This is a genomic window from Acidaminococcus massiliensis, assembly GCF_900095825.1.
GTDB lineage: Bacteria > Bacillota > Negativicutes > Acidaminococcales > Acidaminococcaceae > Acidaminococcus > Acidaminococcus massiliensis.
Window position 1 is genome coordinate 969,639 of the sequence record NZ_LT608315.1, and the last position, 18,843, is coordinate 988,481.

General features: G+C 38.9%; 17 protein-coding genes and 1 tRNA gene. 13 read left to right on the forward strand and 5 right to left on the reverse strand.

What is annotated here, in order from left to right:
• Window positions 1-32 precede the first annotated feature (32 nt).
• From BQ2657_RS04840 to BQ2657_RS12785, 5 genes are all read left to right on the forward strand, one after another.
• Complete coding sequence (locus tag BQ2657_RS04840) at window positions 33-1,439, forward strand: YfcC family protein (protein WP_075579617.1); 1,407 nt, start codon at window positions 33-35, stop codon at window positions 1,437-1,439.
• Between the two features lie 22 nt (window positions 1,440-1,461).
• Window positions 1,462-2,421 (forward strand): hydroxymethylglutaryl-CoA lyase, encoded by a 960-nt coding sequence (locus tag BQ2657_RS04845; protein WP_075579618.1) that lies wholly within the window; start codon window positions 1,462-1,464, stop codon window positions 2,419-2,421.
• 69 nt (window positions 2,422-2,490) lie between these two features.
• Window positions 2,491-3,486 carry a 2-hydroxyacid dehydrogenase gene (locus BQ2657_RS04850; protein WP_075579619.1) on the forward strand — a complete coding sequence of 332 codons (996 nt, stop codon included), beginning with the start codon at window positions 2,491-2,493 and terminating at the stop codon, window positions 3,484-3,486.
• Between the two features lie 202 nt (window positions 3,487-3,688).
• Window positions 3,689-4,477, forward strand: a complete 789-nt coding sequence (locus BQ2657_RS04855; RefSeq protein ID WP_075579620.1) for an HpcH/HpaI aldolase family protein — start codon at window positions 3,689-3,691, stop codon at window positions 4,475-4,477.
• Window positions 4,478-4,513: 36 nt separating this feature from the next.
• Window positions 4,514-5,077: a sodium/glutamate symporter family protein gene (locus tag BQ2657_RS12785; protein ID WP_143224840.1), complete on the forward strand. Its 564-nt coding sequence runs from the start codon at window positions 4,514-4,516 to the stop codon at window positions 5,075-5,077.
• A 91-nt stretch (window positions 5,078-5,168) separates the two neighbouring features.
• Here BQ2657_RS12785 and BQ2657_RS04860 read toward each other — a convergent pair whose 3' ends face one another.
• Window positions 5,169-6,338: an IS110 family RNA-guided transposase gene (locus BQ2657_RS04860; RefSeq protein WP_075579621.1), complete on the reverse strand. Its 1,170-nt coding sequence runs from the start codon at window positions 6,336-6,338 to the stop codon at window positions 5,169-5,171.
• Between the two features lie 405 nt (window positions 6,339-6,743).
• On the opposite strand from BQ2657_RS04860, the gene BQ2657_RS12790 reads away from it, so the two are divergent.
• On the forward strand, window positions 6,744-7,370 hold the full coding sequence (locus tag BQ2657_RS12790) for a sodium/glutamate symporter family protein (RefSeq protein ID WP_143224841.1): 627 nt from the start codon (window positions 6,744-6,746) through the stop codon (window positions 7,368-7,370).
• Window positions 7,371-7,443: 73 nt separating this feature from the next.
• Here the strand turns inward: BQ2657_RS12790 and BQ2657_RS04865 are convergent, their stop codons facing one another.
• Window positions 7,444-8,427 (reverse strand): LysR family transcriptional regulator, encoded by a 984-nt coding sequence (locus tag BQ2657_RS04865; protein WP_075579622.1) that lies wholly within the window; start codon window positions 8,425-8,427, stop codon window positions 7,444-7,446.
• Between the two features lie 184 nt (window positions 8,428-8,611).
• Here BQ2657_RS04865 and BQ2657_RS04870 point away from each other — a divergent pair, with 184 nt between their 5' ends.
• Window positions 8,612-9,469, forward strand: coding sequence for an isocitrate lyase/PEP mutase family protein (locus BQ2657_RS04870; protein WP_075579623.1), 858 nt, complete (start codon window positions 8,612-8,614; stop codon window positions 9,467-9,469).
• 55 nt (window positions 9,470-9,524) lie between these two features.
• Entirely contained in the window at window positions 9,525-10,547 is a 1,023-nt protein-coding gene (locus tag BQ2657_RS04875) for an alpha/beta hydrolase (protein WP_083236176.1), read from the forward strand.
• 83 nt (window positions 10,548-10,630) lie between these two features.
• Here the strand turns inward: BQ2657_RS04875 and BQ2657_RS04880 are convergent, their stop codons facing one another.
• Both BQ2657_RS04880 and BQ2657_RS04885 read right to left on the reverse strand, forming a co-directional pair.
• Complete coding sequence (locus tag BQ2657_RS04880; protein WP_075579625.1) at window positions 10,631-11,884, reverse strand: four-carbon acid sugar kinase family protein; 1,254 nt, start codon at window positions 11,882-11,884, stop codon at window positions 10,631-10,633.
• Window positions 11,885-11,904: 20 nt separating this feature from the next.
• Window positions 11,905-12,732 (reverse strand): class I fructose-bisphosphate aldolase, encoded by an 828-nt coding sequence (locus BQ2657_RS04885; RefSeq protein WP_075579626.1) that lies wholly within the window; start codon window positions 12,730-12,732, stop codon window positions 11,905-11,907.
• 296 nt (window positions 12,733-13,028) lie between these two features.
• On the opposite strand from BQ2657_RS04885, the gene BQ2657_RS04890 reads away from it, so the two are divergent.
• Window positions 13,029-13,604 carry a class II aldolase/adducin family protein gene (locus tag BQ2657_RS04890; RefSeq protein WP_187119174.1) on the forward strand — a complete coding sequence of 192 codons (576 nt, stop codon included), beginning with the start codon at window positions 13,029-13,031 and terminating at the stop codon, window positions 13,602-13,604.
• 151 nt (window positions 13,605-13,755) lie between these two features.
• Here the strand turns inward: BQ2657_RS04890 and BQ2657_RS04895 are convergent, their stop codons facing one another.
• A complete protein-coding gene (locus BQ2657_RS04895) occupies window positions 13,756-14,727 on the reverse strand; it encodes a LysR family transcriptional regulator (protein WP_075579628.1) in 972 nt (323 codons plus the stop codon).
• A gap of 285 nt (window positions 14,728-15,012) precedes the next feature.
• On the opposite strand from BQ2657_RS04895, the gene BQ2657_RS04900 reads away from it, so the two are divergent.
• From BQ2657_RS04900 to BQ2657_RS04915, 4 genes are all read left to right on the forward strand, one after another.
• Complete coding sequence (locus BQ2657_RS04900) at window positions 15,013-16,197, forward strand: ATP-binding protein (protein ID WP_075579629.1); 1,185 nt, start codon at window positions 15,013-15,015, stop codon at window positions 16,195-16,197.
• A gap of 130 nt (window positions 16,198-16,327) precedes the next feature.
• Window positions 16,328-16,401 (forward strand) — tRNA-Gln (locus BQ2657_RS04905).
• A gap of 291 nt (window positions 16,402-16,692) precedes the next feature.
• Window positions 16,693-17,583: a tyrosine-type recombinase/integrase gene (locus tag BQ2657_RS13220; RefSeq protein WP_232709092.1), complete on the forward strand. Its 891-nt coding sequence runs from the start codon at window positions 16,693-16,695 to the stop codon at window positions 17,581-17,583.
• A gap of 22 nt (window positions 17,584-17,605) precedes the next feature.
• A complete protein-coding gene (locus tag BQ2657_RS04915) occupies window positions 17,606-18,130 on the forward strand; it encodes a hypothetical protein (protein ID WP_075579631.1) in 525 nt (174 codons plus the stop codon).
• Window positions 18,131-18,843 lie beyond the last annotated feature (713 nt).

Below are 18,843 nucleotides of genomic sequence, written 5' to 3' on the forward strand. Positions count from 1 at the left end.
AAGCAAAATTTTAGCGGAAAGGAAGCGAAAATATGTCCAGCCCGGATAAAAATGAAAAGTCATTGTTGAAAAAATTCCCACATATCCATGAATATCTTATAGTCATTGCTATCTTGTTATTGGCTTGTATTTTTACTTATGTGATTCCGGCCGGGGAATACAGCAGAATCATCAATGCTGCGGGCAAGAAGGTTGTTGATCCCAATGGGTTCCATTTTATAAAAAATACTCCAGTAAATCCTATCTATATGCTGAATTTGATTTACAGAGGATTTGTAAAACAGGCAAAATTAATTTTTACCATGTTCTTCATTGCCGGCGGCGTACAGATGATTATCGATACAGAGTCCATCCATGCTTTGATGAGAGTCTTGGCAACGAAATTCAGCAAGACACCAAGGATGACCATCATTGTCATGATGATAGCTTTTGGGATTATGAGTGTTCCTATCCAGATGAATTATTTTATTCCCTTTAGCACAGTTGTATTAATGTTATGCTTAATGATGGGATATGATGCAATAACAGCAGCTGCCGTTATTATAACATCTTCTTCTTTTGGCTCAAGCTGTGGAATGCTCAACATCAGTACTACAGCGATTGCCAATGAGATGGCCGGTCTGCCATTATATCATGGCATGGGATTTCGCTGGGTTGGTTTTGTTATTATTTTGGTTTTAACAATATGGTTTGTATGTAGATATGCTGAAAAAGTAAGGATTTCTCCTGAAAAGAGTTATTGTTACGGAATCCCTAATATTGTAGAACCAGGTGATCCGGAAAAACTTCCTTTGATGAATAAAAACCATGTATTGGTTTTAATGGCTTTGACCATTGGAGTCATAGCATTGATCATTGGCTGTTCTAATTGGAAATGGAGTTATGAAGAAACGGGTGTATGTTTTTTAGCCACAGGTATTATTGCGTCTATCATCGGCAAGAAAAACCCAAATCAAATGTGTGTAAGTTTTGTAGCTGGCTGCAAAACTATTATTGGCGCCTGCATAATGATTGGGATTGCAAGATCAGTCGCAATAGCCATGAGTGCTGGACATGTGCTAGATACCGTAGTGTATTATATAGCCGGTCTTTTAGGCTATTTTCCACCCTTGCTTCAAGCTCCAATGATGTTTTGGGCTCATACTGTCATTAACTTTTTCGTTACGTCTGGATCCGGACAGGCTAATGTTACAATGCCTGTATTTTTACCCGTAGCAGATTTGATTGGAATGAGTGCAGAAACTGCTATTCTTGCACTGAATTATGGAGATGGACTTAGCAATTATATTTATCCTCATTCTTCAAGCCTGATGGCCTTTTTAGCTGCTTGTGGAGTAGGATATGGAACATGGATGAAATTTATGGGGAAGCTATTTGGACTTTGGTTTCTTTTTGCAACCTTGTTCATGATGCTGGCTGTTGTAGTAGGGTATCAATAAGTTCCAGAAAGAAGGAGAAAAGATGACTTTAACATATCCAAAACAAATCCGCCTGTGTGAAGTGGGGCTTCGGGATGGGCTCCAAAATGAGAAAAAAATGATGACCACGGAACAAAAGATCAGCTATGTGAATGGGCTGACGGCTGCTGGCTTCCCGGTCATCGAGGTGGGGAGCTTCGTCAGCCCTAAAGCTGTGCCCCAGGTGGCAGATACGGATGCAGTGTTCCAGGGAATCAATCAAAAACCAGGGGTGGAATACCGGGCCCTGATTGCCAACTTGAAAGGGGTGGAACGGGCCATCGCCTGTGGCTGCAAAAAGGTGAAGCTCAATGTTTCTGCCTCCGTTGCCCATAATCTGGCCAACTTGAATTGCACCCCCGCTGAAAGCGTCGCCCGCTTCGCTGCCTGTGTGGAACGGGCAAAAGATGCTGGGATCGCAATTTCTGGATCCATTTCCATGGCCTTTGGATCTCCCTGGGACAAGGAAATCCCAGTCAGTGTGGTGTGCAAGATCATCGAAGCCTATCGGGAAGTGGGCATCCGGGAAATCAGTCTGTCCGATGCTTCCGGCATGGCCTATCCCTCCCAGGTGGCCGATATTTGCCGGACCGTGAAGGAAAAATATCCGGATTGTACCTGGTGGCTCCATTTCCACAATACACGGGGATTGGGAATCGCCAATATCCTGGCCGGACTCAGCGAAGGGTTCACCCAGTTCGATACCAGTTTTGCCGGGACGGGGGGATGCCCCTTTGTGCCGGGAGCAGCCGGAAATGTATCCAGTGAAGATGTGGTCCATATGTGCGAAGAAATGGGGATCGCCACGGGCATTGACCTGGATCAGCTGATGGATATCAGCCGCCATGTGGCTGAGTTTTTGGGTCATCCCACGGACAGTTATCTGCTCCGAGCCGGGAAAGCCAGCGATTTGATCCTGGATGTGCCCACTCGGCAGGGGAAGAATCATACCCAAAATAACTAAGTATGACCTGGCTGTTTTTCACCAGAAAGCTATATGTTTGATTTAGAAGTATTGTAGGAGGAATGGCCAATGAAAGTTTTGTGTTATGGTGTACGAGACGTGGAACTGCCCATTTTTGAGTCTTGTAACAAGAACTTCGGCTATGATCTGGAACTCGTTCCTGATTATTTGAATACGAAAGAATCTGCTGAAATGGCCAAAGGGTTCGATGCTGTGCTACTGCGGGGCAACTGCTTTGCCAACAAACAGAATCTGGATATCTTTAAAGAACTAGGCGTGAAATACCTGCTGACCAGAACAGCAGGCTACGAACACATCGATGTTCCCTATGCCCAGCAACTGGACTTCAAGATGGCTTTCGTCCCGGGCTATTCTCCCAACGCCATCGCAGAACTGGCTGTGACTCATGCCATGATGCTGCTGAGACATATGGCTTATGCAACGGCCCGTTCCGGAAAAAAGGACTTCATCATCGACAGCTTTGAATTCTCCAAGGAAATCCGCAATTGCACGGTGGGCTGCATCGGCCTAGGCCGGATCGGCCGGGTGGCTGCTTCCCTGTATGCCGGTCTGGGTGCCCATGTCATCGGGTATGATATGTTCCAGATCAAAGGTATCGAAAGCTACTGCACCCAGGTTCCTCTGGAAGAACTGCTTCCCCAGTGCGATATCGTTTCCATCCATGCCCGTTACACCGCCGGCGACCCGAAAATCGTTACCCGGGAATTCATCTCCAAGATGAAGGACGGGGCCATCCTGGTCAACGCTGCCCGGGGCCAGCTGGTGGATACGGAAGCTGTCATTGAAGGCATTGAAAGCGGCAAACTGAATGGCTTTGGGGTGGATACCCTGATCGATGAAGCGGATATCTTCGGCAAGGATTTTGGAGATGGGGAAATCCCGAACCAGACCCTGGCCAAACTCCAGTCCCTTTATCCGAAAGTCCTTATTACCCCGCATCTGGGCTCCTACACTGATGAAGCGGTGACCAACATGGTAGAAATCTCTTTCCAAAACTTGAAAGATTTGGCAGAGACCGGTGACTGCAAGTTTAAGATTAAGTAGACATAGAAAGATAATGGGTAGTAAACTTGATATGTTTTTTAGTTGCTGCCCATTAATAAAAAGCTTATCCTACAACCTTTTTGATGTGATAAAGGAACTTAATATATGTTTTACAAAGAGAAATAAACTGAATATACTAAAAATAAAGAACGCTGGAGTAAATACTGATTTTATAATGGAAAATTGTAAAGGAGGGATGAAAATGATAAAAAAAACGTTTAAAGATTTGTTGAGAGAGGGACGGAAAGGAACTAAATTTATAGGTACTTATCTCATGCAGCCTAGTGATATGATTATTGAAATAATGAAAATGGCAGGCTTTGATTTTTTAATTTATGATTTGGAACATGAAAGAATGACTTTGAGTGATGTCATGCGTCTCGTTTATGTTAGTGAAGCTTGTGGAATGGTAAGTGTTGTTCGCGTTCCATGTGTAAATGAAGAGTATATAAAAAAAGTCTTAGATATAGGAGCCTCCTGTATAAAAGTCCCCGATATCAAAACAGCTGAAGAAGCACATCGAATTGTAGAATATGCCAAATTTCCTCCTTATGGGCATAGAGGTGCATGTAGTTTTGTAAGAGCGTTGGGATATGGATCAAATCCAAAAGCTAGTTATGCAAAGGCTAATGATGAAACAGCAATATCAATAATTATCGAAGGTCCGGAAGGGATTGCTAATAGAGAAGAAATTATTTCAGTTGATGGAATTGATTCTATTTCAATTGGACAGGTCGATATGTCAGTGACGTTAGGCGTACCAGGAGAAATATTTCATCCCAAGGTAATTGATTCTATTTTAAAATGTGCAGACTTATGTTTGAAATATAAAAAACAATTATCAGTACAAATTCATACAGCTGAAGATATAAAATTGTATCAAAAGCATCCTGCTATTACTCATTTTCATACAGATTTACCGCCGACAATCTTTTATAAAGCTTGTAAAAGACTTTGTGATGAAATTTATAAAACAGTAGAGCCATTGTAGACTAAATAATATTGGAAAGTTGAGGTGACTTTAAACATGAATGCGTTATTAACAGATTTGACTTTATTTGGAGTGTTTTTACTCGTAGGTTTGATTATTCGTGAAATTTGTAAGCCACTACAGAAAATATTTCTTTCTGCATCAATTATAGGTGGATTAACATTATTAGCAATGGGACCACAGATGTTGAATTTAGTTTCTATACCTAAAAGTTTTAATGGCTTTTCTGGAGCAATGATTCGTTTTATTATGGCGGCATTGGTATTTGGTGGTATTAGTAAAGATAAGTTAATTTCTTACAGCGATTATATGATGGTGGTGCATAGTGTATATGGTTTTCAAATGGCTTTAGGTCTTGGATTAGGAGCACTTTTATGTTCAATTTGGCCTTCTCTTCCTACAGGATGGGGATTTTTAGCTGTCCAGGCATTTTATGGGGGCCATGGGACCGCATCTGCTGCAGGTTCAGTTTTTAAAGAAGTAACTGGTAGCGGAACGTATATTGATTTAGGTATAGTGATGGCGACTTTTGGAATCATCTGTGCAATGACAGCTGGCATGGTAGTAGTAAATATTGGCGTTCGTAGACCAACTATATAAAGTCAAGCCAATTTTAAAATAAATTTCAGTTGCTATGGATCTTGGCAAAAGGGCGCACTTACCCAAGCCCCCTCTTGTGGGCTTAAAAAAATCAGGCTAAATAAGGGCAGCCACTAATACCAAGCCGGTAAATCAATCGGATCAGTTTCTTGGCTACATGGGACAAAGCGATTTTGTAAGGCTTGTGTTCTGACAGTTTCTTTTCAAGGTATTCTTTGAATCTCGGTACGTTCTGTGCAACCAGGCGGGCGGCAAGGTACAGTGTCTTTCGCAGATAGGGGGATCCTCTTTTTTCCATCTTGTTATGCTTCGAATGGTAGTCTCCAGAGTCATGTTTGGAAGGTGACATCCCTGCGTAAGCAAGGAGCTTGTCGACATCCGGAAAACGCTTGAAATCACCAACTTCGCCCAGAATGCTGGCACAAAGGGTATAACCGATCCCTGGTATGTCAATAATCGAAGATTCTTCCTGGTCCACCATTTCCTTAAGCTTCTCATCGATTTCAACGATATGCTGCTTCAACACTTCAATATCCGTAATGGTATGGACGAGTTCCATAGAAGCCGAAAGCGAGACTTTACCGATAGAACGGCATGCTGCCTGGTGGATTTCCAAAGCCTTGCTTTTGTCAAATCTCCCCTGGGAGGCATCACTTAACAGGTGCGTCAGCCGCTTCATGCTGCAATGAGCAATCTGTTCATGGCCAGGATAGGCTTTTAGAAGCGCATAGATTGAAGCAAGATGGATGGAAGATGTCAGCCCTTCCAGCTCTGGGAATAAAATCGTAACCAGACGGGAAACTGATATCTTTAGCTTGGAACACTTCTGCATGGTTTGAGATCTGTAACGAGAGAGTGATTTCATTTCCTCGTTATGGTACAATGAAGAAGAGTAGGTTTGGGAACCTTTCCCTGACACAATCATCTGTGCAATAGCGCAGGCATCGACTTTATCAGTCTTGGTCTTACGCAGGCTGAATCCTTGCTTGTATCTATTCGTGAGAAGCGGATTGAAAGTGAGCAGTGGAAGGTCATGTTCTGAGATGAAATGGGCGAGATTCGAGGAATAGTGACCGGTTGCTTCCAATCCTACTCTTATTTTATCTTTTGGAATGCCCAGTTCAGAAATCTTGGAAAGGAGCATGTCAAAGCCTTCCCGTGAATTGGGAAATGTAAAAGATTCAACTGTTTTCAATGCATCCGAGTCAATGATACAGCAGTCATGTTTCCGCTTTGCAACGTCAATTCCGACACAAAGCATAAAAATCAACCTCCTTTTTTTGAATTGGCAGCTGTGCATCAAAGCCACAGAGACTTCATCATAATGTATCCTCGCTAGATATGAACCGTCGAGCGGTATCCAACTCATTAACAAATTGAATGAATTCTGTGGTCGGACTCTACAAAAACCGTCAAGCGGTAGGGGCGCGCAACCGATCCACAGCTCCATTCTAATCGTACCGTAATTCACTATAAAAGGGAATATCTGGTACAACTCTATTATACGAGAGGGTGGGCAACATTTGTACATGAAGTACAACAACAGCCTGATTGGTTTTACGGAGGATTATTACCTCAAAAAGAACAAAAAAGCATTGGGATTCAGAAAACAACTCCTTCTAATGTAAATGCTCTTGCATTACAAGTCGGTTTTATCCTTACCTCTATGTATATCGGAGAATTTGTAGGTCATATTATTATAAAATTTATTCCGGTCTTAAAAGGAGTTTCCTTAATTGCATGGGATACTTTGGGCGGTGTTTTGGGTTGGTATTTCTTTAAATTGATTCGGTTAGATAAATTTATTGATAAAAAAACTATAGGACAGTTATCAGGATTAGCATTAGAAGTATTGTTGGTTGGAGCGATGGCAACATTAAATTTGAAAGTCTTAGCAGTAAATATTGTTCCACTGCTAATCATGTCATCTATTATTTGTGCATTAACTATTGTTTGGGCATTGTGGATGGCTAAAATGACATGTAAAGACCAATGGTTTGAAAAAGCATTAATGATAGTCGGACAGTCTACCGGGGCAACTCCAACAGGCATGGCATTGGTTAGAGCTGCAGATCCGAATAATCAGGCTTGTTCACCAGAGGCACATGGAATATATTCAGGAGTAACGTTCTGGACTGCATTTTTTACTTCTTTATGTCCACCTATGGTTGCAGTAGGCGATTTTTCTTTTACATATATTGCAGGGATTGTACAATTCATAATTCCGGTTGCCATAGGGTTCTTGATTTTCCGCCCGATTATGTTAAAAGCTAAGACAAAAATTAATAGGTGACTATTGTATTTATAGTCAAGATCCTTATAAAGCCATTCTATTTCTAATCAATAGTGTGGCTTTATAAGAAATATTAATCTATTTTTGCCAAACTATATAAAATTGAAGAATTAGCTTCAAGTTGATTTATAGTATATTGTTTAATTAAAGAGATGAAGTATTTTGTGGATGTCGGTAAGGTAGTATTTTTACGGTGAACTAATGCAATTTGATATTTAATATCAAAATTTTTAATTGGAAAAATACGAAGCTTGTTTTTTGGGGAGATGGAATTAAGATTTTTTACAAATGGTAAAAGAAAAGATTGACAAAAACATGCACAACAGTCTTGCATAGCTAATTCAAGTTGGATTTCATTTCCATTAATTATGATAGGATAGTTTAAGTTAATCCTTTCTTTATTCATGAAATTTTGTATGATTTGACTGGTGATACTTTCCGAAGGATGAATACAGAAAGGTATATTTTCTAATTCATGTAAATCAATACCATTAGAAAATTGTATAATGCAATCTGGATAATTATTGCTAAAATAACGATGTAAAAGATTATCCGAAAGTGCAATATAGATTGTTTCCATATTCAGAAAAATCTGTTCTAAATAGGGAGATTCATTAGGATTGACTCCTAGAAAAAGGTCAATTTCATCATTGATTGTCATTTTTTCCATGAGAGATGTCATCTCATTTTTTACAGTAATTCGTATATTAGGGTATCTTTGTTGATATAGCTTTAAAATTTTAGGTAATATTATTAAACTTCGACCATAAGACAATCCGAAAACCAATTGTCCATGTTCTTTATTATTTATCTCATGGAGTTCTGTTATCAAATTTTCTTCTTGTAGTTTTTGAGCAAGAGCATATTGCTTAACAATTTCACCTGCTAAAGTTAAAGCTAATTTTGGACGTCTTTTAAATAAGGACACGTTTAAAGAGGTTTCAAGATGTTGAATGCATTTGCTCATATATTGTTGAGAAATAAATGCTTTTTCTGCGGCTTTAGTAAAATTTAACTCTTCAGCTGCCAAAAGAAAATATTTAAGTTCATTTTTCATTGAGTTTTCATCCTTTCTGAATTTAAATACTAGCATTAAAAAAATATATAAGTCAATAATATGTTATTGAACATCCCCCTTTAAAAGATAATTTTATATAGTTTGGTTGTAAAAAAGTGTCATAGAGAGTACAGCCCGAAATTATCGATTAGTTATTTTACACAATTTATTTGAGGAGGAAAACATGAGTAATCAAACTAAACAATTAAGAAAAATGCTGAAATCAGATCAATATTTTGTTGCACCATGTGCTTATGATGCATTAACTGCTAAACTAATTGAATATGCAGGATTCAAATTATGCGGGACTACAGGATATGGTATGCATGGTGCTATGCTTGGAACCCCGGATGCAGGGTTATTAGCATTTAATGAAGTGGCTGATACTTATTCGAAAATGTGTGATGCAGTCAATATTCCAATTATAGCTGATGGTGAAGGCGGTTATGGAAATGCAATTAATATTATTCGGACCGTTAAAACATTCGAAAAGATTGGTTTAAGTGGAGTTTTTATTGAAGATCAAAAAATACCGGTGAATTGTCCTTTTTTAAAGAAAACAGAAACTATAAGCATTGATGAAATGTGTGGTAAAATTCGTGCTGCAATTGATGCACGGAAAGATAAGAATTTTATTATTGTAGCCAGGACAGATGCTCCTTTTGATGAAGCTATAGAACGTGCTAATGCATATTTAGAAGCAGGAGCTGATATGATAAAACCTATTCCATTATCTCGCAAAGAACTGGAAGCTTTTCCAACAAAAATTAATGGACCACTTCATCTGGGGTTTACACCTGGTAAAGATATTAATCTTGGCTTAACGGCTAGTGATGTTGGAAAAATGGGATATAAAATTATTACTTTCCCAATGACAGTGTTATTTTTAAGTGTAAAAGCAATTATGGAAGGACTAAAAGAATTGAAAGAAAGTGAAAGTGATGATGTGCTTTTAGAAAAAATGATTGGATTTGATAATTATTTTAAATTTATAGGAAAAGAAAAGTTATTGACATTAAATAACAAATATTTATTTAAATAAGTATAGATTTATTATCAACAATAAAATAAATATTCGAAATTTGGAGAATGGAATTATGGTAACCGAATTTTTTTATATAGGTGGAGTATATTTAGAACAAGACAATAAACATATGCGATGTCATCAAGTATATGTAGAACATTATCTACCCCAAAAACAAACTCATCCATATCCGGTTGTCTTTTTTTCGGGAACAGGAATGACTGGAACAAATTGGATGACAAAACCAGATGGAGAGCCAGGGTGGGCAGATTATTTTTTATCTAAAGGTTATGAGATATATTTGGTTGACCAACCTGCAAGAGGAAGGTCAAGCTATAATCCTATTTTAGATGGTAAATATACAAATCTCTCTGTTGAAACAGTAGAATCGTTGTTTACACATTTTAAAGAAACAGGAACTTGGCCACAAGCACATTTGCATTCTCAGTGGCCGGGAAAAGGTGTTTCTGGAGATAAAATCTTTGATAAGTTCATGGATTCCACTGTGGCTTATCTATTGGATAATGATAAAACTCAAAAATTGGCCCAGAGAGCTGGAGCAGCACTATTAGATAAAATAGGGCCTGCCATTTTATTAACTCATTCTCAGGCTGGTGCGTTTGGATGGTTGATTGCCGATGTTAGGCCACCTTTAGTAAAAGGTATTATTGCAATAGAACCATTAGGCCCCCCAAGGCAATTATCAATTTTGACAGGAAAACGAAAATGTAGGTGGGGAATTACTGATATTCCTATTACTTTCTCTCCGGAAGTAGATGACAGTGAAAAATTATTATGGGTTAAAGTTAAATCTTTAAATCCGAATTATATTGATTCTTATCTACAGGAAGAACCTGCAAGACAACTCTTGAATTTAAAAGGGATTCCAATCTTAATAGTTTCTGGAGAAGCTTCTTATCATGCCCCGTGCGATATTTGGATTTCACGTTTTTTGACTCAGGCAGGCATAAAAAATGAGTATATTGAGCTTGCTAATTATGGCATTCATGGAAATGGACATCTTATGATGTTAGAAAAAAATAGTGACGAAATAGCTTCTTTAATTATTGATTGGTTAAAAAACATAAAATTGTAAAAAAGAAAGAGAAAGAGAAAAGAGCCAGAATATTTAATTTTGGCTCTTTTTAAATGATATTAGGAAATTAACGAGAAATGAAATCAGATTGATCCTGCTTTTATACCAAGTAAATCTAGTAGTACAGACGCTGATCCGATAGATCCACCTTTTATAGCGAAATACTTTCCTCTTAAAGGACCGTCCGTAAATCTTCCTCTTCCACAACCAATTATTATAGGATCAAAGAGTTCAAGCGTTTGTACACCAAGTGTAGAAAAAATCGCTTGAGAAGTTTCACCACCTATAACCAATATTTGTTCAAAATCAGCTTTTTGAGTTAGCATTTCAGCTATTTTACAGAGAGATGCTTCAATTTTGTGCTCAATTCCGGGAGTTTCATACTGCTTAGGAACTTTTTGCCTTATTAAGATATTTTTGCCTAAAGAATTTTCCCTTAATGATTTATTTAAAATTTCCTCAAAAACATTTTTATCTCCCTTTAATACTCGACCTATATCAAGATTATAAACTTTTAAATTTGAATATTTTTGAGCATAATTAATTTGCTCTTTTGTAGCTTGGTAAGCCGTACCGCTGAAACAAATAGTTTTTTTTTGCGGAATTATTAGTTCTTTGTTTACTTGTGGACCATAAAGATAATTGATTACCGCTTCTATAACACCAGTTGTTCCCGCCCATAATACATCAGGATAAATTGGCTGTAATTGGTTTACAATATTATGACCGTCTTCTGTTGTGATAACATCAAATACAATAATCTTTTTTCCTTTTCTGATTTGTTCTTTCGTTGCTTCAATTATATGGTTACTTTTTACAGCATCTATGTTTACGGTACCAATAGGAATATTGGTATCTTTAGAAAGAATAGAAGGAATATAAGATTCTTTAGGTGCCTTCAATAAATCATCTCTTGAAAAAACAGATTTTTCTAGTAATTGACCAGCTGAGAATTGATAACCGTATAATGTAAATGTCTTTCGGATGGGAATATGTTCTAATATGAAACATAATTTTTTATTTAAAGCGTCTAACATGCCCTCGATTTCATAAGCCGCATTTCCACGAAATCCTGTATCCATCTTTTTCAATATAATTTGCTCTGGTCCTTTAGCAACTTGAATCGTTACTTTTTTAACAATTTGATAAGCATCTATTCCTGACAAGGTACGGGATGAGGTATTGATTCCTAAAACTTCTTTTTTTAATGGATCAGGTGGTATAATAAGACAATTTGGTCCAATGATTTCACGCGCAGAAGCACCACTGCGAACTCCTAGAGAAACCGCATCAACTGTGCCGGTCAAATCATCGCCAATTACGGTTAAATTTAACATAATATATTATCCTCCGTATGTTATTCAATCTTTCTTTTTAAAGAGTCCTCCATAAATTCAACTGCTTCATCAACCGTAGAACTATTATGTACAATTAAATTAATAGCTTTGATAAAAATCGATGGATCTTCGAAACTCCAAACTGCACGACCAAAAGCAACACCAGCACCACCAACTTCACATATATTGTGTGCCATTTGGAGATAATGACGAATATTAGTGCCACTATTCCCGCCTGCTAAAACAATCTTGGCAGGTACTGCTTCTATTATTTTTTGTAGTTCTTCAATTTTTCCACTATGATGGATTTTTAGAATATCCACTCCAATTTCAGCACCTGCTCGAGCTGCATAAATAACATTTTTATAGTTTTCTCGTTCGTTAACAGGAACATTTTCTCCATTTGGGTAAAAATGCCCAATTACCGGCATTCCAAATTCAGCTGCTACTTTTGTTATTTTTGAACATTGTTCTAAACTTCGACATTGTTCTTTACCTCCTAAAATACAGCCAATTGCTATTGCATCGGCACCATGAGTTACAGATTCTTGTACATCGCCAAGAATCGCTGCATAGGATTTATCAAACGGTGTAGGTGAGGAAGATTTTAAAATGAGAGAAATAGATTTTCCTCCATACGGCTCAAAACAAGTGTCTGCAATGCCTTTTAACATAGATATAGCGTCAGGTTTTCCAGCTGCAATTTTGGCAATAGTTTCTTTTATGTTAACTAATCCAGGTAAGACACCCCTTGCTATTGAATGGTCAATCATAATGGATACCATACGGCCGCTTGGACTATTAAATAATCGATTCATACGAATGACTTTACCTAAGGTTCCAATCATTTTTTACCTCCAGAAATAAAACAAAATTTTCAAAATATGTAAGGTTGACCATTAGGGTAATGCAATTAAGAAAGAGATTATTCTTTATTATATTGTAAAACAAAATTCTATAATTTGTGAAACACTAATAAATATGAAAGATAACAATTAATATATTGTGGATATAAAATATAATATCTGTTTGCAACAACTGAAACAAGATGATATGATACAAAATATGAATATAGTTTAAAATTCCGTTAACATATAGGAGGATTAATTATAAATATATGTGGAATACTTCACTTTTACAGACTGTGAAAGAAATACAAAAATATTCCAAATTCTGTTATGAAAGAGGTTTAACAGTTGCTACGGGGGAAAATATTAGTATTAAATGTCCCCAAGGTGTACTTATCACAGCGAGTGGATGTTCTTTGCAAGATATTACAGAAGAGGATACTTTGTTAATCGACTTTAATGGACAAGTTATTCAAGGAAATCCAGAGGCAGTCCCCTCAAAAGAAATGTTCTTGCATTTAACATTATATCAAGCATATTGTTGGACCCAATCAATAGTTCATGTTCATCCCAGGTATGTAACTGCATATTCTTGTGCTAGGCAACAATTTCCTAGAGTTACATCTTCAGCTATTAACAAATTACCAGCTTCTATTTGGGTTGATAATGCGCCAGCAGGATCTAAATTACTTATAGAGAATCTAAAGCATGCAATAGAAATGGCCAAGCAGGAACCTAGAATATTTATCCTAGCAGCTCATGGAATTTTAACATTAGGAAAAAATATTAGAGAGGCTTACTATAATGCTGAATTAACAGAAGAGTGCGCTCACATAGCATACTTAAAGGGGGTAATAGAAAATAGCAAATAATAAAATTGAAAATTATATTATTTTAATTATAACAAGCGTTCTACGCACTGCCTGGCCTTACTTCTATAGCATGGTTATGGGATAAAACAAAGAGCTGTGGAAGGTACCGTCGATACGGGGAATGGTACTCATCCACAGCTCTTTTTTATTCTCAATGGGGAAGGATGTTCTCCGGATTGAAATCCACATAAAAGGTGCACTGTTTTCGGATCAGGCGGAGCAGTGCTTCTCCGTAAAGGGGAAAGTGCCGTTCTTTCCGGAATTCCAGCATGACCGGATTCGTCTCGTCCAAATCTTTGATGGGGAAGGCATGGAGCTTGTTATCCGTCTGGCTGTTGATCCTTGCCAGATTGGGAAGGTACATGGAAAGACAGAAGCTGGCTGCGTAGTTTTCTGTGGTGAGCATATGATGGAGATCCGGATGGCTGGAGGTGTGGACGCAGTTCAGGGAAATCTGGAGTTTCTGCAGGAGCCGGTTCAGCATCTGGGAAGAATTGTATTGGGGGAGGTTGAAGGCAAAGGGAATATGGGTGAATTTCCGCAGATCCGCTCCTTTGCGGAATTCATCGATACAGGCTGGATACGTATCCGGGAAGTATTTTTTCAGCATGCCGTCACTGAGGACCAGATAAAGGACTTCCCGCATGAGCAGTTTGCTTTGGATGAAATGGGACTGCTTTTTGGGCGCACCCAAAATAATGATGTCCAGCTGGTTGTTCAGCAGCATTTCCTTCAGCTGCGAGGAATTGGCACTGGCTACCCGCAGCTGTACTTTGGGAAAAAGCTGACTGTATTCTTCAATCAGATTGGGCATCAGGATCCGGAAGCGGCCCTCCGTGGTTCCCAGACGGATGATTCCTGCATTTTCCTTTTTGCTTTCTGCAAAAGCTTGGGTAAGACTGTTTTCCAGGGCTTCCACCTGGCGTACGGTATCAAGGAATTCCCGGCCTTCCGGAGTCAGGGAAAACTGCGGCTTCCGGTGGAAGAGGGCTACCCCGCATTCCTGTTCCAGTTTGGATAAATAACGGCTCAGCGCCTGATGGGTGATATGGAGCTTTTCGGCTGCCCGGGTCACGTTGTTTTCTTCGGCCAGCAAGAGAAAGTAAGGATAATTTTCAAACATAGAGATTCTCCTTATAGGGAAAAATAAGGGGTTACTGCCATATTGCTGATTCCATTTTACCATCCACCAAGAAAATCTCAACCATCCCGGATGGAAGATTCCTTCCGGCAGGCCTGGTAAGCCGGCTGCTCTACAGAGATTACCGGGACTTCTGAACGGAGAAGATTTCAGATTAAAAGTTTTTAATATAGAAAATAATAAATAAGGAGAATCGAAAGTTTTTATTTTTCATATTAAAAACTTTCGATTTTTTTATGATAGAATTTAAGAAAGGAAGTGAGTCTTATGATTTTGAGACAGCAATATCTACAAAAATTGGCAAAACTCCAGGATAAACAACTTATCAAGGTTGTTACGGGAGTACGTCGGTGCGGAAAGTCCACTCTTTTACAGCAGTTCCAGGAACAGCTCCAGCAGCAGGGAGTGGAAAGCAGTCAAATTATTTCCATCAACTTTGAAAAACTCGAATATGAACCGCTTCTGGAATATCATAAGCTCCATGACTTTATTGTTGAACGGCTGCAGCCGGGAAAAACGAATTATGTTTTCCTGGATGAAATTCAGTTGGTAGATGACTTCCAGAAAGCTGTAGATTCTCTGTATGTCCGGCCTCAGGTTGACTTATACATTACGGGATCCAATGCTCGGCTGTTGTCCGGCGAACTGGCCACTTTGCTCAGCGGCCGTTTTGTAGAGATCCAGATGCTGCCCTTATCTTTTCGAGAATATCAGCAGTTGACCGGGAAAGAAACAGCTACAGCCTGGAGGGAATATTACAGCTGGGGCGGCTTTCCTTATCTGCCGTCCATCGAAGCGGAAGAAATCCGATATGATTATCTCCAGGGAATCTATTCTACTATTCTCCTGAAAGACCTGGTCCAGCGGAAAAAAATCCAGGATGTCGAGTTGTTGGAAAATATCATCCGATTTCTGGTGGACAATGTGGGGAATCTTGTCTCCTTTTCCAAAATTGCGGGATATCTGGTTTCCCATGGACGAAAGACGTCCTCCCAGACCATTGAACGGTATGTGAGAGCCCTGGAAGACGCCTTTTTTCTGTACAAGGCGTCTCGGTATGATATCAGGGGAAAAGAACAGCTAAAATCTTTGGAAAAATACTATGTGGTGGATATGGGGTTCCGCCATCTGCTGATGGGAAACAGACGGTCAGATATTGGCCATATCCTGGAAAACATCGTATACTTGGAATTGCTTCGGCGGGGATTTCGGGTGTATGTAGGTAAAGTCAATGAACTGAAAGTGGATTTCATTGCCGAAAGAGACGGAGAACGGCAGTATTATCAGGTTTCAGCCAGTGTGATGGACCCGCGGACTTTTGCAAGAGAAATCGCGCCGCTCAAGCAGATCCGAGACAATTATCCAAAGACCTTGCTGACCTTGGATACGCTGCCTCAGGAAGAGGACGGGATTCCACAGAAAAATATCCTGGAGTTTTTGCTGGAATCATAATGTAAAAAGAAAGGATTCCAACGTTGCGGCAGGGATGAAAATCTGAAAAAGAAAATAAAAAAGTCCTTGCATTTTCCAGGGTTCCGCCGTATACTATAAAAGTACTCTTTGAGAGAGCAAGAGTATTTACTCCGGGATGGTGTAATGGTAGCACAGGAGATTCTGGATCTTCTAGTCTGGGTTCGAGCCCTAGTCCCGGAGCCATTTTTTTATCTTGGCGCCATGGTCGACAGCTTGCAAGCAAGCAGCAGCTAAGACGTCGCGAAACAAGGCGTGGCCACGAGTTTGCTTCTCTCACCGCTACAAACCAATAGGAAACTTTAAGGCACTTAGGACATATGTTCTAGGTGTCTTTTTTGCGTTGCTATCACACATAGAAGCACAAGAGACTAGATTCTTAACGTCTTTCTGTGTGACCAAAAGGGGGTATGTGTTATCGAAAAGAGCCAAAAATACAGCCTTCAAGAGTCCCTGCAACTGTTCTATAGGCGCTGCATTGGCCTCAATTTAGCAGGTAGCACCCTAGAGAACTACAGGAAACATTTGACCGACTATCTGTTATTCCTTTCTCAGACAAAGAATATAGAGACCATAGCAGAGACCACGAACAACACCATTCTACAATACCTTAAAAGCCTAAGAGGAAGGGGACTTTCACCTGTCACAGTGTCAGATAGGTTCATTGTATTGCGTGTCTTTTACAGCTTTTTGGTGGAATGGGGCTATCTGGAAAGCAATCCCATGGAACACTTAAGGAAGCCTAAAGTTCCTAAGAGACACGCCAGGACGTTCACCACAAGCGAAATAATGGCAATCCTCAAGAGTTATGATAAGACCACATTCTTAGGTTATAGGAATTACACGATTATGTGTATCCTATTCAGTACAGGTATGAGAAAGACAGAACTATTAAAGTTATCTGTCTTAGATATTCACCTGCAGGAATGCTTCTTAGTTGTGTTACATGGAAAGGGTGATAAGACAAGAGAAATACCTATTGGGCTATCATTGAGACGTATTCTAAAGAAGTACCTCAGAGACAGGGAAGAAGTGTTGCAGGAACATAGTTCTTTCACACCTCAATTCCTTGTGACTTTTACAGGGAAACCTTTGACAGCCTCAGGGCTTGACACAGTATTCAAGCGTCTAAAAGAAAGTATGAGAGGCCTAGGGATACCTGCAAGTCGCCTATCAGCTCACACATGGCGCCATACGTTCGCTAAGACCTTTTTACTGAATGGCGGTGACCTATTCACCCTACAGAAAATACTAGGTCATGAAGACGTGTCAACGACAAAGATTTATGTTGAATACACCAACAAAGAACTGAAAGTCCAGAACGACAAATACAATCCTTTGGATAATAACCAATGGCAATACCTGTGAATAAGAAGGGAGACCAAAGACTATGGAAAGAACTACCGATAATGGCTTGCTTACATTCCATGAAATCACAGAGGAAGAGTACCTAAAACGGTATGTTATGGGTAAAGGTTCCTATATGACCTATAAGGAATTTGCTCAGAATATAGGGTGGGACCACAATAAAACAGACTTCCTTAAGACCTGTGTAAATCAGATGACCAATGAAACCATTAAGGAACTTATGGTCACTGGAAAGTTAACCTTTTACAGCCGTATGATATGGGATGAAGGTTTGTGGCTTATGTGGGATGGTGAATACAGAGACACTGTTACAATGAATCGTATGTATGACAAATTGTTGCCAGAGGTGGAACTAATTGATATCACAGAGCCAGTAGAGGAGCTTTTAAGTGACTATATAGGAAGCAAGGTCAGCCTAAAGAAAGCCTTAAATCTTTCTCCTACTCACACATGGAAAGCAGTTCAAGAAATGACAGCTACCACAGCAGAGAATCTTTCTTATGCTTTGTGGGGTTATAGTGGTGGTGTTTACATTCAGAACATTTAGAGGATACTATATAAGATACCATGTGATACCTTATAGTTACTCTAAGTTGCCTCATGACACAGTGAAAGGATAAAAGACAGTAGGAAGTTAAGACAAAAGTTTATAAAAACAGATAGAAGTAGATAGAAGTATAAATAGTAATTATTATTAAATTACTTTGTTTATTACCTCTGTCTACTTCCTTTTTATTTTATATGAGCTGTGTGAATACCTCTCCTATTAGTCGCCATGAGTTTACTATAGCTGCTATGAGACACTGAAGAATTCAGTAACTCATAGTTTCCTATAAGGTAACTCATGGAAACTAATACATGACAAAAGTAGATGATACACAACTACCACCTTGTTCACCTTCTTTGTTGTCTATTACCTTTTTCCTTTTACAAAAACAACTACAACAACTACCACCTTTGTCTTTTAAAAAAAGAGGTATAAAGTGTTAAAGGTTTTGAAGGTGGTATAAGTTTTTGAACATGGTAGAGGTAGTAGAGGACATATACTTTAGATACTGCATGGAATCCATTAGTTACCATATGGAATCTATGTATCTGTGTGATTCTCCCTATAGTGGGGGAAAAGTTTAGAAAAAAGCCCCCAAAAGTGAAAAAAGAAGTAGTATTTATGCGCTTCTACAGCCTTTTCCCTTAAAATATATAAAGAGAAAGTATAGGTAGTTGTGAATAAAAACTATAAGAAAACTGAAGCCCAAAAGT

Coding starts and splice junctions, on each gene's coding strand:
- BQ2657_RS04840 (WP_075579617.1), top strand. CDS start 33: ATGTCCAGCCCGGATAAAAATGAAAAGTCATTGTTGAAAAAATTCCCA.
- BQ2657_RS04845 (WP_075579618.1), top strand. CDS start 1,462: ATGACTTTAACATATCCAAAACAAATCCGCCTGTGTGAAGTGGGGCTT.
- BQ2657_RS04850 (WP_075579619.1), top strand. CDS start 2,491: ATGAAAGTTTTGTGTTATGGTGTACGAGACGTGGAACTGCCCATTTTT.
- BQ2657_RS04855 (WP_075579620.1), top strand. CDS start 3,689: ATGATAAAAAAAACGTTTAAAGATTTGTTGAGAGAGGGACGGAAAGGA.
- BQ2657_RS12785 (WP_143224840.1), top strand. CDS start 4,514: ATGAATGCGTTATTAACAGATTTGACTTTATTTGGAGTGTTTTTACTC.
- BQ2657_RS04860 (WP_075579621.1), bottom strand. CDS start 6,338: ATGCTTTGTGTCGGAATTGACGTTGCAAAGCGGAAACATGACTGCTGT.
- BQ2657_RS12790 (WP_143224841.1), top strand. CDS start 6,744: ATGTATATCGGAGAATTTGTAGGTCATATTATTATAAAATTTATTCCG.
- BQ2657_RS04865 (WP_075579622.1), bottom strand. CDS start 8,427: ATGAAAAATGAACTTAAATATTTTCTTTTGGCAGCTGAAGAGTTAAAT.
- BQ2657_RS04870 (WP_075579623.1), top strand. CDS start 8,612: ATGAGTAATCAAACTAAACAATTAAGAAAAATGCTGAAATCAGATCAA.
- BQ2657_RS04875 (WP_083236176.1), top strand. CDS start 9,525: ATGGTAACCGAATTTTTTTATATAGGTGGAGTATATTTAGAACAAGAC.
- BQ2657_RS04880 (WP_075579625.1), bottom strand. CDS start 11,884: ATGTTAAATTTAACCGTAATTGGCGATGATTTGACCGGCACAGTTGAT.
- BQ2657_RS04885 (WP_075579626.1), bottom strand. CDS start 12,732: ATGATTGGAACCTTAGGTAAAGTCATTCGTATGAATCGATTATTTAAT.
- BQ2657_RS04895 (WP_075579628.1), bottom strand. CDS start 14,727: ATGTTTGAAAATTATCCTTACTTTCTCTTGCTGGCCGAAGAAAACAAC.
- BQ2657_RS04900 (WP_075579629.1), top strand. CDS start 15,013: ATGATTTTGAGACAGCAATATCTACAAAAATTGGCAAAACTCCAGGAT.
- BQ2657_RS04915 (WP_075579631.1), top strand. CDS start 17,606: ATGGAAAGAACTACCGATAATGGCTTGCTTACATTCCATGAAATCACA.